The sequence below is a fragment of the Brachybacterium timonense genome (assembly GCF_900258505.1).
Classification (GTDB): Bacteria; Actinomycetota; Actinomycetes; order Actinomycetales; family Dermabacteraceae; genus Brachybacterium; species Brachybacterium timonense.
In genome coordinates, this window is the sequence record NZ_LT984895.1 from 586851 (window position 1) to 601681 (window position 14831).

Annotated in this window: 11 protein-coding genes; 6 read left to right on the forward strand and 5 right to left on the reverse strand. The window is 69.0% G+C overall.

The features are described from left to right. Positions 1-10: 10 nt before the first annotated feature. The 3 genes from C8271_RS02525 (at position 11) to C8271_RS02535 (ending at position 4082) form a co-directional block, all read left to right on the forward strand. Positions 11-1042 (forward strand): LacI family DNA-binding transcriptional regulator, encoded by a 1032-nt coding sequence (locus tag C8271_RS02525; RefSeq protein ID WP_106505977.1) that lies wholly within the window; start codon positions 11-13, stop codon positions 1040-1042. Positions 1043-1291: 249 nt separating this feature from the next. Beyond that, a complete protein-coding gene (locus tag C8271_RS02530; RefSeq protein WP_106505978.1) occupies positions 1292-2578 on the forward strand; it encodes an alpha/beta fold hydrolase in 1287 nt (428 codons plus the stop codon). A gap of 640 nt (positions 2579-3218) precedes the next feature. After that, positions 3219-4082, forward strand: a complete 864-nt coding sequence (locus tag C8271_RS02535; RefSeq protein ID WP_106505979.1) for a hypothetical protein — start codon at positions 3219-3221, stop codon at positions 4080-4082. Between the two features lie 323 nt (positions 4083-4405). On the opposite strand, the gene C8271_RS02540 is transcribed toward C8271_RS02535, so the two are convergent. The 4 genes from C8271_RS02540 to C8271_RS02555 form a co-directional block, all read right to left on the reverse strand. Continuing rightward, positions 4406-4789, reverse strand: a complete 384-nt coding sequence (locus C8271_RS02540) for an MmcQ/YjbR family DNA-binding protein (RefSeq protein WP_106505980.1) — start codon at positions 4787-4789, stop codon at positions 4406-4408. A 319-nt stretch (positions 4790-5108) separates the two neighbouring features. After that, on the reverse strand, positions 5109-5954 hold the full coding sequence (locus C8271_RS02545) for a formylglycine-generating enzyme family protein (RefSeq protein ID WP_106507824.1): 846 nt from the start codon (positions 5952-5954) through the stop codon (positions 5109-5111). A 351-nt stretch (positions 5955-6305) separates the two neighbouring features. Beyond that, entirely contained in the window at positions 6306-7508 is a 1203-nt protein-coding gene (locus C8271_RS02550; protein ID WP_212591314.1) for a glycoside hydrolase family 183 protein, read from the reverse strand. Between the two features lie 34 nt (positions 7509-7542). Then, positions 7543-8745 carry a glycoside hydrolase family 183 protein gene (locus tag C8271_RS02555; RefSeq protein ID WP_106505981.1) on the reverse strand — a complete coding sequence of 401 codons (1203 nt, stop codon included), beginning with the start codon at positions 8743-8745 and terminating at the stop codon, positions 7543-7545. Positions 8746-9131: 386 nt separating this feature from the next. Between C8271_RS02555 and C8271_RS02560 the strand changes: the two genes are divergently transcribed. From C8271_RS02560 to C8271_RS02570, 3 genes are all read left to right on the forward strand, one after another. Next, positions 9132-10526, forward strand: a complete 1395-nt coding sequence (locus C8271_RS02560; RefSeq protein ID WP_106505982.1) for an exo-beta-N-acetylmuramidase NamZ family protein — start codon at positions 9132-9134, stop codon at positions 10524-10526. Between the two features lie 100 nt (positions 10527-10626). Beyond that, a complete protein-coding gene (locus C8271_RS02565; protein WP_106505983.1) occupies positions 10627-12498 on the forward strand; it encodes a glycoside hydrolase family 3 protein in 1872 nt (623 codons plus the stop codon). Positions 12499-12626: 128 nt separating this feature from the next. Continuing rightward, positions 12627-13526, forward strand: coding sequence for a family 43 glycosylhydrolase (locus tag C8271_RS02570; RefSeq protein ID WP_170957775.1), 900 nt, complete (start codon positions 12627-12629; stop codon positions 13524-13526). 23 nt (positions 13527-13549) lie between these two features. On the opposite strand, the gene C8271_RS02575 is transcribed toward C8271_RS02570, so the two are convergent. Beyond that, positions 13550-14668, reverse strand: a complete 1119-nt coding sequence (locus C8271_RS02575; RefSeq protein WP_170957776.1) for a DUF4185 domain-containing protein — start codon at positions 14666-14668, stop codon at positions 13550-13552. Positions 14669-14831 lie beyond the last annotated feature (163 nt).

Below are 14831 nucleotides of genomic sequence, written 5' to 3' on the forward strand. Positions count from 1 at the left end.
GGCGCACGCCATGACGTCCCCGCTTCGCTCCCACAGCGCCGTTACCCTCGCTGATGTCGCGAGAGAGGCGGGGGTGTCGACGGCCACAGCATCCTTTGTGCTGTCCGGTCGCGACGGCTCCACCTCCTCTGGATCACCGGCCACCAAAGCCAAGGTGCGCGCGGCCGCGGAGAGGCTCGGGTATGTCCCGAACCGGTCCGCGCAGGCCATGCGCACCGGCCGCGGCGGCGGGATCGTGCTGGCGCTGGGCACGCTCGCGGATCCATGGGGCGTGGCGCTCGCGCGCGAAGTGCGTGACAGCGCCCTCGAGCATGCCCTGTCCACGCTCGTGCTCGCCGATGAGCGCTGGTACGAGTACCTCTCCGGCGCGAGCCCCGACTGCGCTTTCATCACCGGCGTGGATTTCGTCGACGACGGGCCCGCGAAAGTGCAGCGCCTCGCCTCCGGTCTGGCCGGTGGGCTCGTTGCCTTCAGCACGCTCATGGAACCCGACTCCTTCGACGTGATCCACTCGTCGGCCTTCCCCGCCATCGGGAAGGCCTACCGGAAGCTGCGCGCCCGCCACGCACGCGTCCACTTCATGGCTCGCACACCGCGCGATAACCCCGACGGGGCTCTGGCCGCGCCGCGCACCCGCGCGTTCCTCGACGCCGTCGCCGCGGCAGGTGACGAACCATCAGAGGGCCTGGTCTGCGCGGCTGCCCCAGGAGCACGCGAAGCCCACCATGTGGCCCGCGACTGGCTCTCTGACACGCGGCGGCCGACGGCGGTCGTGGTGAGCACCGGCTACCAGGCTGTTGCACTGCACACGGCCGCGAATGAGCTCGGGCTGCGCTGCCCGGACGACCTCGAGATCATCTCCATCGGGGATGTGCCCGAGCAGTCGCAGCTGTATGGCCCGATCAGCTACTACGGCGTGCGCGATGTGTTCCCCCGCATGGCTGATGTGATCGTCTCCCGCGCCACGGATCGCACCGGCCGGCCTGGGCAGCTGTATCGCTTCGACTGGGAGTTCTTCCCCGGCGCTACCACGGCGGACTGACCGCGGGCCCGCGGTCCCGCTGAGGCCCCGGCCACCAGATCATGGCCGGTACCACCGGGCGGCTCTGCAGTGTTCGGACCGCCCGAACGGTTAACCCGCGACCGGGCGCCCCCCGTACCCCGCCGCCCGGACCCGGGTGTCCTCGTACCCTCCCGCTCGCGCCCGGGCGCCCCCGTGCTCTTCCGCTCGCGCCCAGTTCCGCTCGTATCCTGCCGCCCGCGCCAAGGCGCCCCGCCGTACCCTGGTCGCATGCGTGAACACACCTGGTCTCTGCTCGGCCTGACCGTCCGCGACCTCACCGTCACCGCGCCCCTGGACCACGGTGACCCGGCATCGACACCGATCGAGGTGTTCGCCCGCGTGGTGACGAAGCCCGGCGGCGAGGACAAGCCATTCCTCGTCTACCTGCAGGGCGGGCCGGGATCCGAGGCGCCACGGCCGACGGAAGCCACCAACCCGTCGTGGATGGGGCGCGCCCTGGAGGACCACCAGGTCGTCATGCTCGACCAGCGCGGCACCGGCCGTTCCACCCCCGTCGGCCCCGACACCGCCCTGCCGGCCGGAGCGATCGACGGCGCTGCGACCCTGCGCGAGGCGAGCGTCGAGCAGCGCGTCGACTACCTCCAGCACTTCCGCGCCGACGCGATCGTCGAGGACGCCGAGCTCGTCCGGAAGGCGCTCGGCGTCGACACCTGGGGACTGCTGGGCCAGTCCTTCGGCGGCTTCTGCACTCTGCGCTACCTCAGCGCCCACGCCGACTCGGTCTCGCTCGCCCTGTTCACCGGCGGCCTGCCGTGCCTGGGGGAGCAGCTCGACGACGTCTACACCCACACCTGGCACGGCATGGCCGCCCGCTCAGAGGCCTACTACCAGCGCTTCGAGGGCGACCGCGACGTCATGCGGCAGCTCGCCGAGAAGGCCGACGCCGGCAAGCTCCTCCTGCCCGACGGCCAGAAGGTCGGGGTGGAGCGCCTGCGCCGGATAGGCCATCTGCTCGGAGCGTCCGGTGGCCAGGAGCGCCTGCACTACCTGTTGGACATGCCCCAGGACTCCCCGGCCTTCGCGCACGACCTCGCCTCGCTGCTTCCCTTCGGCGGCCGTAACCCGATCTACGCGGTCCTGCACGAGTCCTGCTGGGCTGACGGCTTCGCCACTCGGTGGGCCGCCGACCGCACCATGCCGCACGGCGTGAAGCAGGACCCGACGCTGCTGGGCGGAGAGCATGTCCCGCGCAGCATCTTCGCGGAGGACCCGGAGCTGGCCATGTGGGCCGAGACCGCCGACGCGCTCGCCGAACATGTGTGGCCTCGCCTGTACGACGAGAAGGCCCTGGCTGCGGTGGATGTGCCCGCAGCGGCCGCGGTCTACTATGACGACGCCTATGTGCCTCGGGAGTGGTCCATGGAGGTCGTGGAGCTCGTGCCGTCGCTGAAGGCCTTCGTCACCAGCGAGTTCGAGCACAACGGCCTGCGCGCCAGCGGCGACGGCGTCTTCGAGCACATCCTGGACCTCGCCCACGGCCGCCGGGTGGCCTGACCCGCGGGGCCGGGCTCGACCCGCCGCCTGGCCTGTGCTGCTGCCGGACCTGGCCCATGCCGCCCTGTCCTAACCTGCCGCTCGGCCGGGCCCGTCCCATGCCGCCTGGCCTGTGCTGCTGCCGGACCTGGCCCATGCCGCCGCCGGGCCGGGCCTGACCCGCCGCCTGGCGTGTGCCGCTGTCGGACCTGGCCCGACCCGCCGCTCTGTCCTGACCTGCCGCCCTGTCCACGCCGCCGCCTGGCCTGGATCGCCGGCCAGCTCCGTAGGAAATCGGTACTGAGGCGTGGCACCGCACTCTCCTGTAGCCATGACGCCACGTGTCAGTACCGATTCCCCTCGACCAGGTAGGTGCCCCGGCTCGCGCCGACACCCGTAAGCCGGTCACCCGCCCTGATGGACCGGCGTGGTGCACCCGGCTCGCGCCCAGTCGGGGTCGGTCGCCCACCCTTGCGAACTGGACAGGTGTGCTCGGTTCGAGCCCGCACCCGTAGACCGGTCACCCACCCTGACGGCCCGGCGTGGTGCGCCCGCCCCTGGGCGGCTCCGACGTTCCCGGCGATCCCTCCCCATGTGTCGGTGATCCACCGGACCGTCACTGCCCTGGCCGTGCCCTCGTCGGATCCTCGACGATCACCACATGGACCCCAGATCAGCGATGCGCCGTCAGCTCGGTGTGTGGTCGGCCGGCGACCTTGAAGCAGTCGGCATGCGGCATCGCAGTATCGCTGAACTGATGCGCGCAGGAACCCTGTACCGAGCAGGACATGGTTGGTATGCCACGTCCTCGACGCCCGCTGCCGTGACCACGGCGCTGCGTCGCGGAGCGCGGCTCACCTGTGTGAGCGCGGCCGCTGTCCACGGGCTGTGGACGCCCCCGTTCGGAGAGGTGCACGTCGCACAGCGTCGAGGCGGCGGACGTCGCTGCCACAGTGTCGTCCATGAGCATCGGCCGGTCGTTCGTGCCTGGCCTGATGATGAGCCGGTCCTCCCGCTGGACACGGCCTTGGTCCATGCCGGGACATGTCTGCCCGGAGAGTCCGTTGCGGTCCTCCTCGAATCTGCTCTCGAGCGAGGGGTGCTTGATCGCGCAGCCGTGGTGGACATCCTCGACAGGATCCCGGTGAGGGTTCGTCGGCAACTCACGGGTCTGCGGGTCGACGCCGGTAGCGGTTCCGAGACGCGCGTGCGCCGGTACCTCAAGCGTCGCGGCGTCCGTGTTCGTGCACAGGTGCAGATTCGCGACGTGGGACGCGTGGATCTGCTCGTCGGGGACCGGCTGATCATCGAATGCGATAGCCGCGAGTTCCACGACTCAGCGGATGCCTACGAGACCGACAGGGAACGAGACGTGCGGGCAATTGCCGCGGGCTACGCAGTCGTACGCCTCACCTGGTACAAGATCTGGGTCGACTGGCAGCGTACCTGCGAGACCCTCGACAGTCTGGTGCGGTCTGGCCTGCACCGGGCGCGTGGCGGTCGGCTGCGTCTCGCCTCTGGGTGAGGTGATCCGTTGTGGTCGACGACCAGCGCGGTGGCCGGTCGGTGGCTGCTGCGAACGGGCGGTTCGTGGCTGTGTTTCCTCGATCGGTAGCCAGGGTCTGCCGACTGGTGGAGGTGTCATGCCGGCCGGGGATTGCGGGTCGGTCGGCAGCTACGGTCGACGGGTGGCCGTGGGCAGTCGGCGGATGCGGTAGGTCGGCGGCCGGCGGCGATGAGTGGCCGGTGCCCATGTGCGACTGCGTGTGGCGGGACGATCCCCAGCACTGACGGCATCGTCGAGCACATCCTGGAGGCCAGCCCGGAGGCATAGCTCGGCCTGAGCAGCTAGCACTGCGGCAGGAACGCCTCCGGGGCCACAGGGCGTTTGTCCTGCGGCAGTTTCTCGACGACGCATAGGTAGGAGCCAATCACCAGCTCCCGCACCAGCTCCTCGTCAAGCCTCGGTCCGGCCACCACGCTGTTCCAGTGTTTCTTGTTCATGTGGTATCCGGGCGTGACCTCAGCGAATTGTTCACGCAGTGCTAGGCCGTCCTCCGGGTCGGCCTTCACGATGAGCATCGGCTCGCCGCGCACCTCCGTGGTCAGCATGAAAACGCGGCCACGCACCTTGAACACGTCCCAGTCCGGACCGAACGGGTGGGTGAGCTCGGCGATTGGTAGGCCGACGGCGCACTCATGGGCGAGGGCGATCAGTTGTGCGGCGTCCATGGCCCCATCGTGCCGTAGTGCGCGAGTTACCGCGCGCATGACCGGACTGCATGATCGGTTTCGGTACCGGAGCGTGCGGTCACCGCCTCATGGTCGCGCGGTGCCACGCTGCAGTACCGAATTTGTGCGGCCCGCGGTCTGCGGGACGTGGAGGCGGAGCTCGCAGGTGGTCTGGTGCCACGCTGCAGTACCGAATTTGTGCGGCCTGCGGCCTGCGGGATGTGGAGGCGGAGCTCGCAGGTGGTCTGGTGCCACGCTGCAGTACCGAATCCGAACGGCCCGCGGTCTGCGGGACGTGGAGGCGGACGCCGCCAGTTGCTCAGGTGTCGGCGGCGAGGCGGAAGCCCTTGTTGCCGCTCGAATCCTCCACAGCAGACGCATGTCGGGCGGCGACCCGGTAGCGGTTGCAGTACGAGTCGTGGCACAGGTACGAGCCGCCGCGCACCACCCGCACGTCCCCGGTGAGCGACGGCGCCGCGCCCGTCATCCAGCGATCCGTGCACCACTCCCACACGTTCCCCGCGACCTCGTACAACCCGAAGCCATTCGGTGGGTAGCTGCGGACTGGGGCGGTGCCCAGGTGGCCGTCTTCCACCGTGTTGCGGGTGGGGAAGACCCCCTGCCAGATGTTGCAGCGATGCTCGCCATTCGGTGTGAGCTCATCGCCCCAGGCGTAACGCGCCTGGTCGAGGCCGCCGCGGGCTGCCTTCTCCCATTCGGCCTCCCGCGGCAGACGCATGCCGCACCATGCGGCGAAGGCCTCGGCATCGCGCAGCGACACATGCACCACCGGATGGTCGGCCCGTTCGCGCACATCGGAGCCGGGCCCCTCTGGCTGATCCCAGCGGGCGCCCTCGACGGCGCGCCACCATGGCGTGCCGGGCGGTTTCGGGCTGCCGCGGCGCAGCTCGGGGGTGAGCAGGGCGGCGAACACGTAGGACCAGCCGAATTCCTCGGCCTCGGTCACATAGTCGGTCTCCGCAACGAAGACGGCGAATTCGCTGGTGGTCACGCATGTGGGGTCGATGCGGAATGCGGGGACGTCCACGGTGCGGATCGGGGATTCGCCGTCGTAGGGGTTGCGATCTGGGTCCTCGGTGCCCATCCGGAAGGGGCCGGCGTCGATCAGCACGGCGCGCTCGGCGCGGGCACGGACGACAGCCACCCGCTGTGGCGTGAGCTCCTCGCCCAGCAGCGCGATCGCGCGGCGACCTGGGGAGGGGGCTGTGACGTGCTGCGTGTGGTGACCGCCCTCTGCGGTTGCGAGGCCGCGTGGGGAGGGGGCTGTGACGTGCTGCGTGTGGTGACCGCCCTCTGCGGTTGCGAGATCGCGCGGGGAGGAGGCCGTGACGTGCTGGGCTTGGTCACTGCCCCCTGTGGTCGCGAGATCGCGCGACGAGGACGCCGCATGCCCGATGCCGGGCGCTGCCGCGGCGTCGCGAGCGGGCCCGCAGCAGGGTGAGGGAGAGGGGTGCTCAGCATTCACAGCATGTGAGCCTACGGTTTTCGATACTGGTCAGGAGCTGCAGACGTCCTCGAGCGGCTTCTCGAAGCGGTACTGCTCGACGTGGTAGGGCCAGTCCGGGCCGGTGTGCCACTGCGAGCAGACCAGGTGCAGCACGTCGAGCGTGGAGCCGGGCACGATGTAGGGCCCGTACAGCTGGGCGACCACATCGTTCTTCTCCTTGCCCCACTCACCGCCGTGCAGCAGCGTGATGTGCTCTGCCTCGGCGATCTTCTCCGGGGAATCGGCGCCGAGCAGGTCGCAGCGGTATTCGGCAGCGTTGAACCAGGTGAGCAGCCATTTCCCGTCGACGACGCGCAGGCACATCTCGCCGACCTGGCCGTCGACCATGATCTTCGGGGTGCCGCCGACGGCCCAGGATCCGTCTTCCTGGAGCGTCTCGTAGGCGTCGGGCTCGAGGATCTTCTCGGCGGCCACGCGTGAGAGGATCGCCGCCTTGTCCCGCTGGAAGCCGGTGGTCAGCAGGTACACGTTCCCGTCGTCGGGATGCGGGTACCAGGTGCACTGCTGGTACATGCCGTCGCCGTGCTGGCCGTCGAACATCTCGGCGCTGCGCTCCCAGGTCTCCCCGGAGTCGGTGGAGGACCAGATCTCGGTGTGCAGCACGTTGCCGAGTCCACGGTTGGCCATTACCCACACGTGCATGGTGTCGCCGATGGTGATCACGTCACCGGGGAGATAGGTGGAGATCACCGAGTCGTTGTGCTCGTAGTCGATGAGCTGCTCGGCGGTCTCGCCGCCCACGGCGCTGGTCCAGGCGATGCCGTCGTCCAGCGGCCGGTCCGGATCGGCGAACAGGCCGACGGGGGAGCGCCAGAAGCCTCCGCCCACCACGGCCTCCTCGAAGGTGTCGCCGAAGATGAACAGGATCCGGCCGTCGGGTGTGACCGCTGGCGCCCCCAGATCGGTGGCCTCCATGCGAAAGCGGGTGGTGATGCCGGGGCCCGTCACGGGGTTCATACGTCGCACGTGTTCACATCCGTCCTCGGTGAAGGCCTTCTCTTCGGTCATCTCGGCGTCCTCCTCGCCGGGGGCTTCGTCCGTCTCGTCGGAGCAGGAGGCCAGGGCGCCGCCGGCCAGGGCCATCCCGCCGAGCACCGTTCCTCCGCGCAGCAGTTCGCGGCGTGCGAGCCAGGGGCGGGGCGGGGGGGGTGGCTGTGCTGGGCTCGGGCCGATGGGCGGCGACGGAGTCATCGGGTGCAGGTCCTCAGGTGGTCGTGGCCGATGGTCAGAGTGCGGCGATCTCTCGGCCGATGCCCTGCACGCGGTACTGCTGCACGTGGTAGGGCCAGTCGGGGCCGGTCTGCCACTGCGAGAGCGCGACATGCATGTCATCGAGCGTCGAGCCGGGCAGGATGTACGGCCCGTAGAGCTGGGCCACCCGCTCGTCGTCCTCCCGACCCCAGTTGCAGCCCCAGAAGAGCGTGTCGGCGAACAGGGGCGGTTCCGTGAGTTTCTCGGCGCTGTCGAAGACGAGGCACTCCACCCGGTAGAGGCCGGCGTTGAAGTAGGTCAGCACCCACTTGTCCTCGACGACTCGCAGACACATCTCGCCGACGTGACCGCCGATGACGTGGACCGGGTCGCCGACGCCCCAGCCGTCGGTGCCGTAGACCTCATAGGCTTCCGGGTTCAGGATGCTCTCCTTCGGGACGCGCTGGAGGATGACTTCCTTGTCGCGCTGGAAACCGGTGGTCAGGGCGTAGACGTGACCGTCGGCCTCGTTGAGTGCCCAGGTGCACTGCTGGGAGAAGCCGTCGAGGTGGTCTGCTGCGAACATCTCCGCTGTGCGCTCCCAGGTCTCCCCGGAGTCCGTCGATGTCCAGATCTCCGTGCCGGTCACGTTGCCGAGCCCGGCGTTGAGCATCACCCACAGGTACATGGTGTCGCCGATGGTGATGACGTCGGCCGGGAGGATCGTGGAGAGGGGGCCGTCGTGTGAATACTCGACGAGCTGCTCGGCGGTCTCGCCGCCGACGGCGCCCGTCCAGCGCAGTCCCTTCTTGAGCTTCACGTCGGGGTCCGCGTACAGGCCGACGGGGGAGCGCCAGAAGCCGGCGCCGACCTTCGCGCCCTCGAAGGTGTCGCCGAAGATCAGCAGGATGCGACCGTCCGGGGTGACCGCGGGGATGCCGAGGTCGGTGGCCTCCATGCGGAAGCGGGTGGTGATGCCGGGGCCCGTCAGTGTGGCGAGCCGAGTGATCTCGGGGCGCCTGGCTCGGGGGTTCGGATCGACGCCGGGGCGAGCCTGAGCGGGGGAGGCCGGGCCGAGGACGCCCGCCGCGCCAGCGGCACCGATGCCAGCGGCGAGTGCACCGCCGCGCAGGAACCCTTTCCGGCTCGTGTGCAGCGCTGGGCTGTTCGGAACGGTGTCCGTTGCATCGTGCTCGCCGGTGGTGTCGTGCGGGGTCCCGGTGATCCTGCGGGTCATCCTCGTCCACATCCTCGTGATCGGCCGGACGCATCGGCGGGTCCGGCGGGTGCCATGACCCTACGTGGACGGACCTGTTCTGGCAATCGTTTACCGACTGGGTTCGCGGTGTCATGCCGCGCTTCGACGTTGTCCACAGGTCGGCGCAGGGGGTGGTTCAGGGGTGCTCGCCCTGCTACCGTCGCACGGCACGACCTGGAACATGTGTACACAGGGGCGTGCTGCGAGCAATCGTGTTCTCCGAATGGACGATCGCGAGCAGCGGGGAGCAGGAGCTCGCCGAGCCAGTCCACGCGCCGCGCATGAGTCCCGGTCCGCTCGCATCCCGCGCAGGATCTCTGGATGCAGCCCCTCAGCAGGACCGATGACGACCCGAGAGGCTCAGCATGAACCAGCAGTCGCCCCGATCCGACCACCGCCGCGGCGCCCCTGCGGCCCACCCCGAGGGGCCGATCGCACGGCCGATGCGGCGGCGCACACTCGCCGGACTCACCGCCGCGCTGCCGGTCAGCGCCGTGCTCGGCGCCGCGGCGCAGGCGGCGCCGCCGGACCCGCACCCCGGCAGGGGCAAGGGGCCCGGCAGAGGCAAGGGCAGAGGACGGAAGGATCCTTTCCGCCTCGGCGTGGAGAACCTCATGGCCGAGCGGCTCGATCTGCTCGCCGGTGCCTCCGTCGGCCTGATCACCAACCCGACCGGCACTGACAGCGCGCTGCGCTCGACCATCGATCTGCTCGTCGATGCGCAGGACGCTGCAGGATTCCGCCTGACCGCCCTGTACGGCCCCGAGCACGGTGTGCGCGGGTCGGTGCCCGCTGGCGGCTACGTCGAGGACTACACCGATGAGAAGACCGGCTTGCCGGTGCGATCCCTCTACGGCAAGACCCAGAAGCCCACGCCGGAGATGCTCGAGGACATCGATGTGCTCGTCTTCGACATCCAGGACATCGGCGCTCGCTTCTACACCTACATCTGGACCCTCTACTACGCGATGGAGGCGGCGGAGGAGAACGGCAAGCGCTTCGTGGTGCTGGACCGCCCCAACCCGCTGGGGCGCCAGGCCGAGGGATTCGTCCTGGAGGATGGGCTGTCCTCCTTCGTCGGCCTCACAGCGATCCCGCAGCGCCACGGCCTGACCGTCGGCGAGCTCGCCCTCTACTTCGCCGACGAGTTTCTTGGCGGGGACCTCGATCTCTCTGTGGTCCCGATGAGCGGCTATGACCCCCGCACGCCGCAGACGGTCGACAGCCCCTGGGTGCTGCCCTCTCCGAACATTCCGACCCGCGAGACCGCGATCGTCTACGCAGGCACCGGTCTGCTGGAGTCGCTGAACGTCTCCGAGGGACGCGGCACGACCACCCCGTTCCTCTGGTTCGGCGCCCCGTTCATCACCGAGGCACACGCCGACCAGATCATCCAGGACCTCTCGGTGCTGCCCGGAGTCCTGTTGCGTCCGATGTCCGCGACACCCACCACGAGCAAGCACGTCGGCGAGTTCTGCGGCGGCGTGCAGATCCATCTGGTCGATGAGGAAGCGATCGAGCCGGTGCGCCTGGGCATCCACCTCATCGCCACGCTGCTGCGTCGCGTCGAGGAGGCCGACTGGCGCGAGGGTGAGAAATGCCGCACGGCCGAGGACACGTGCTGGATCGACAACCTCACCGGCACCCGCCGCACCCGTCAGATGCTCGAGGACGGTGCCGAGCCCGACGCCATCGTCGATGCCTGGAAGAAGGAGCTGAAGGACTTCACCCGTCGTGCCCGTGCGCACCACCTCTACTGACGCGCACGCGCTGACCGAGCCGCCTCGCGGCACTGATCACCGACCGCACCGACCGCACCGACCGCGCCGGCACCGCCGGCAGAGATAAGGACGAGGACAGATGACCCCCACCACCGCACGCTCCACCGCCGATGCGCACCGCACGACCCTCAGCCGACGCGGCTTCACAGCACTGGTCGGCGCCGCCGCGCCCCTCGCAGCCGCTGGAACGGCCGTCGCCGCCCCCGGCACGGGAAAGGGTGACGGCAAAGGCAAAGGCAAAGGCAAAGGCAAGGGCAGGGGCAGAGGCAGGGGTAGGGGGTGCGACCGGGACGCCGAGCAGCTCATCGAGAAGGCCCTCGCCGAGATGAGCATCGAGCAGAAGATCGGCCAGCTCTTCGTGCCCTTCGTGTACGGCTCGACCATCGATGAGCCGAGCGAGCACAACGTGACCGCAACCGGTGTCGAAACGATCGAGGAGATCATCAGGACGTACCATGTCGGCGGCATCATCTACTTCGGGTGGAGCAAGAACCTCGAAGACCCGCATCAGATCGCAACGCTCTCCGACGCCGCCAACGAGGTCGCCCTCGAGGAGGACGGCGCCCCGTTGCTGATCAGCACCGACGAGGAGCGCGGTGTGGTCACGCGTCTGCCCGCCCCGGCCACCCCGACCCCCGGCAACATGGGGCTCGGCGCCACCGGCTCCACGAAGCACGCCGCCGAGATGGCCCGGATCACCGGTGAGGAGCTGCGGGTCTGCGGCATCGCGCAGCCCTATGCCCCGATCCTCGACGTCAACGTCGACGCCAGGAACCCGGTCATCGGCGTGCGGTCCTTCGGCGCTGACCCGCAGGCCGTGTCCGCACTGGGCGTCGCTCAGATCGAAGCCTTCCAGGACGCGAACGTCTCCGCGTCGGTGAAGCACTTCCCGGGTCATGGCGACACCGCGGTGGATTCCCACGTGGGCCTGCCCGTCATCGAGCACACCCGCGAGGAGATCGACGAGCTGGATCTGCCGCCCTTCCATGCGGCGATCCGGGCCGGTGTCGACGCGATCATGACCGCTCATATCGTCGTGCCGGCACTGGACGACTCCGGCCGACCTGCCACCCTCTCCCGGCCGATCCTCACCGGTCTGCTGCGCGAGGAGATGGGCTTCGAGGGTGTCATCGTCACCGATTCGCTGTCGATGGAGGGCGTGCGGACGATGTTCGACGACGATCGTGTCCCGGTCGAAGCGATCCTCGCCGGCGCCGATCAGATGCTCATGCCGCCGGACCTCGCTGTGGCCGTGGCGGGCGTGCGCGATGCTGTGGCATCCGGTGAGATCACCGAGGAACGCCTGGACGAGTCCGTCCGCCGTATCCTCGCCCAGAAGGCGAAGCGGGGCCTGTTCGAGGACCCGTGGGCGCGCCATGACGAGATCGACCGCACCATCGGATCCCGGCGCAACATCCGTGCGGCCGAGTGGGCGGCCGACGACGCGATCACTCTGGTGACCAACGATGGCGGCGTGCCACTCGCGAAGCGCTCCACGGTCCTGGTCACCGGCGCGGGCGGCAACGCCGCCGAGACTCTCGCCGCCGAGCTGCGGGAGCTCACGATCGACGCCTCTGCCGTGGTTCTCGAGGAGATCGATGAGACGTCCTCGCAGCTCGTCGCCGAGGCTGCTGAGGGTGTCCAGACCGTCATCGTGCTCACCTCCTCCTCGTCCTTCGAGACCGCGGACGCGCAGCTCGCCGTTGTCGAGGCGGCACGCGAGAGCGGTGCCGAGGTGATCAACGTGTCGATCCGCAACCCGTACGACGTGGTGCACGTCGGCCCGGTCGCGGCCGCGATCGCCGCGTACGCCGGCATCAGCGCCGTGCTGCGCTCCGTGGCGCGCGTCCTGGTCGGCCGCCACCACCCCAGCGGCACCCTCCCGGTCGCGATCCCGAAGGCCGACGGTACCGGCGAGGCCTTCCCGCTGGGGCATGGGCTGAAAGGCTGACCCGGCCGGTACGGTAGGTTGACTCGATGAGTAAACGTTGTCTTGCTCGAGGCGGCGAAGCCCCACCGGAGACATGCGCACGGGATTCGAGGAGGCACTCACGGCCAGGGAGAACGGAGAGTGACCCGGTGACTGTTCAGCTCACGCCCGGCGCGAAGCGCCACCTGCTCGATGCCTCGCCGTCCCCGCAGGAGCCCTGGTACATCAACGACCACACCCTGATCCGCGACGAGTCCGGCACCTGGCATGTCTTCGGGATCTGGCATCCAGAGCCCGCTGCACCGCTGGACGAAACCTTCTTCCTGCACGCCACGACGGACACGCTTCCTGATGGCACGTGGACCGTGCACGACCCCGTTCTGCATGCACGCACCGAATTGGGGGAGACCCACGTGTGGGCGCCGCACGTGATCCGGCATGACGGCCGGTACTGGATGTTCTACTGCGGCGGCACCGAGGACCACACCCGCTACCGGATCGAGCTCGCCACCAGCGACGACCTGTTCACCTGGGTCCACCACCCTGGCGGGCCGCTGTTCGAGGACGGTTTCGATGCCCGTGACCCCATGGTGGTCCGCGACGCGGAGCGTGATCGCTGGCTGCTCTACTACACGAAGACCGAGACAGTCGACGGCGGGCACCACGAGGTCGGTGTGCGCACGAGCGATGACCTCATCACCTGGTCCGAGCCGAGCGTCGCCTACCGCTCCGAGCAGACCGGCACCTACGGCGGCCCCACCGAATCGCCGTTCGTGGTGCAGGTGGGGGAGCAGTGGGTCCTGTTCGTGTGCGAGTCCGGGATCTACGACTGCACGCTCGCCTATGCCTCCGATGACCCGATGCGCTTCACCGACGACGGACGAATCGATGTCGAGCTTGACGAGCACTGCGCGGAAATCGTCGAGGATCCGGCGAACGGATGCACCTGGATCACCGGCGGCGGCTGGGGCCGCGGCGGGCTGAGCATCCGGGAGCTGGGCATCGAGGAGCTGCCCATCGGGGACCAGGGCGCAGCGGCCGGCGACTGAGACGACGGCCGGCAGCGGCGTGATCAGAACACGTCGGTGATACGGAACTGCTCTGAGTGGTACGCCTTGCCCTTGACCCACTGGCTTGCCACCAGATGCAGCTCGCGTCGGGTGGACCCGGGGATGATGTGGCCGCCGTACAGCGACGTGACGAGGGCATCTCCCTGCTTGTCCCAGGCTGCATTGCGCAGGATCGTGCGCCGTGGAGCCTCGAACATGTTCGCCAGGGGATCCTCCAGCAGCAGCATGTCGATGCGTGGATCGTCGTACAGGAACATCGTGAGCACCCAGACGCCGTCGATGACCCGCCAGTTCACGTGACGAGCTTTCATGGTGAGCACGAAGGACGGCGGGTTCCCCCACGCCCACTGTCCATTGGCGAAGCCCCATGACTCGTAGGCCGAGAAATCGGTCAGCTTCTCCGGGCGTACGCGACGCAGGATCATGCCGGTGCCCTTGAAGTTCTTTGAGAGAACGTAGACGAAGCCGTCCTTCGGGTTCAGGCACATCGTCCCCTGTTGCGCACGGTGTCCGAGCGCGTCACCGGGTGCGAGGTGGTGGCGCTTCCAGGTGGCGCCGTTGTCGCGGCTCGTCCACATCTCGGTCGAGCCGACCTTGCCGAAGCCGTGGTTGAGCATCACCCACAGGTAGATCGTGTCGCCGACGGTGAGCACGTCGATCGGGAAGATCGTGGACAGAGCCGGTTCATGCCCGTGGGTGTAGGGAACGAGCTGCCGCGCATAGTCGCCGCCGACGGCGGACTCCCAGGCGAGCTTGTCGCGCATCGGCTCCTGCCGCGTGGCGTACAGGCCGATGGGCGAGCGCCAGTCGCCGGAGAAAACGCCCTTGTCCCAGGTGTCGCCGAACAGCGCAAGGATGCGGCCATCCGGCGTCAGGGTGGTGATCCCCAGATCAGTGAAGCCTGCCCCGAATCGACCGGTGATCTCCAGACCCGTGATCCTGCCGAGTCGCTCCACGCGTGCCGCTCCGAAATCAGGTCCGGAGCCGGCAGCCGCTGCGGGCGGCACCTGGCCCGCGACGCCCGCCGCGACAGACCCGGCGCCGAGGGCACTCAGTGCGCCGAGCCGGAGGAAAGAGGAACGGGACATCTCTGCAGATGCTGCAGCGCGCTCGGTGGCCATGGGGATCCTTTCGTCGACGCATCGGCTCGCACCCATCCCACCGTGAACGGAGCTGCCACGGAACCGCCCAGCACTACGACGTTCGGCCCGTTCCGGTCCGAACTCTCCGTCGAAGGTGCAACGCGAGCAGGATGCCTCGGTCGAAGGGGCCAGACGTCCGCTC